The sequence below is a fragment of the Paenibacillus rigui genome (assembly GCF_002234615.1).
GTDB lineage: Bacteria > Bacillota > Bacilli > Paenibacillales > NBRC-103111 > Paenibacillus_S > Paenibacillus_S rigui.
In genome coordinates this window covers 1-1801 of the sequence record NZ_NMQW01000065.1, presented here as the reverse complement: position 1 = coordinate 1801, position 1801 = coordinate 1, and the positions used below count along the sequence as shown (strand labels likewise).

At 53.7% G+C, this 1801-nt stretch carries 1 rRNA gene; it reads right to left on the bottom strand.

Annotated elements, in window-relative coordinates:
• Positions 1–60 precede the first annotated feature (60 nt).
• Positions 61–1801 (bottom strand): 23S ribosomal RNA (locus tag CF651_RS30390); the annotation flags it as partial.

The following is a 1801-nucleotide window of genomic DNA, read 5'->3' as shown; positions in this document are numbered from 1 at the left end:
TATTGTTCAAGGTTATCCCCTGAAAACTAGATACGAAACAAGCAAGAGTTGTGTACATTCTTGGATAAGCCCTCGACCGATTAGTATTCGTCAGCTCCATACCTTACGGCACTTCCACCCCGAACCTATCTACCTCGTCGTCTTCAAGGGGTCTTACATACTGGGAAATCTCATCTTGAGGGGGGCTTCACGCTTAGATGCTTTCAGCGCTTATCCCGTCCGTACGTAGCTATCCAGCCGTGCTCCTGGCGGAACAACTGGTACACCAGCGGTACGTCCATCCCGGTCCTCTCGTACTAAGGACAGCTCCTCTCAAATTTCCTACGCCCACGACAGATAGGGACCGAACTGTCTCACGACGTTCTGAACCCAGCTCGCGTACCGCTTTAATGGGCGAACAGCCCAACCCTTGGGACCTACTTCAGCCCCAGGATGCGATGAGCCGACATCGAGGTGCCAAACCTCCCCGTCGATGTGGACTCTTGGGGGAGATAAGCCTGTTATCCCCAGGGTAGCTTTTATCCGTTGAGCGATGGCCCTTCCATGCGGTACCACCGGATCACTAAGCCCGACTTTCGTCCCTGCTCGACCTGTTTGTCTCGCAGTCAAGCTCCCTTATGCCTTTGCACTCTTCGAATGATTTCCAACCATTCTGAGGGAACCTTGGGGCGCCTCCGTTACTTTTTAGGAGGCGACCGCCCCAGTCAAACTGCCCACCTGACACTGTCCCCGTACCGGATCTACGGTACCAGGTTAGAACTCCGATACGATCAGGGTGGTATCCCAACGTCGCCTCCACCCAAGCTGGCGCTCAGGTTTCTCAGGCTCCCACCTATCCTGTACAGATCGTACCAAAGTCCAATATCAAGCTGCAGTAAAGCTCCATGGGGTCTTTCCGTCTTGTCGCGGGTAACCTGCATCTTCACAGGTATTAAAATTTCACCGGATCTCTCGTTGAGACAGCGCCCAAGTCGTTACGCCATTCGTGCGGGTCAGAATTTACCTGACAAGGAATTTCGCTACCTTAGGACCGTTATAGTTACGGCCGCCGTTTACTGGGGCTTCGGTTCATAGCTTCGGGTTACCCCTAACCACTCCCCTTAACCTTCCAGCACCGGGCAGGCGTCAGCCCGTATACTTCGCCTTGCGGCTTCGCACAGACCTGTGTTTTTGCTAAACAGTCGCTTGGGCCTTTTCACTGCGGCCCCCTCGGGCTATTCACCCTACCGAGGCACCCCTTCTCCCGAAGTTACGGGGTCATTTTGCCGAGTTCCTTAACGAGAGTTCTTCCGCGCGCCTTAGCATGCTCTGCTCGCCTACCTGTGTCGGTTTGCGGTACGGGCACCTTCTCCCTGGCTAGAGGCTTTTCTTGGCAGCCTGAACTCATGACCTTCGCTACTGTAATTTTCACTCCCCATCACAGACCAGCCTTACGATGTGCGGATTTGCCTACACACCAGCCTCTCTGCTTGGACGGACATCCATCAGTCCGCGTCACTATCCTTCTGCGTCACCCCATTGCTCATAACGGTTCACGGTGGTACAGGAATTTCAACCTGTTGTCCTTCGACTACGCCTTTCGGCCTCGCCTTAGGTCCCGACTTACCCTGAGCGGACGAGCCTTCCTCAGGAACCCTTAGGCTTTCGGCGGATCAGATTCTCACTGATCTTTTCGTTACTCATACCGGCATTCTCACTTGTATGCTGTCCAGCGCTCTTTACAGTACACCTTCAACCTACATACAACGCTCCCCTACCCAAGAACAATTACTTGTTCAGGTCATAGCTTCGGTGGTGTGTT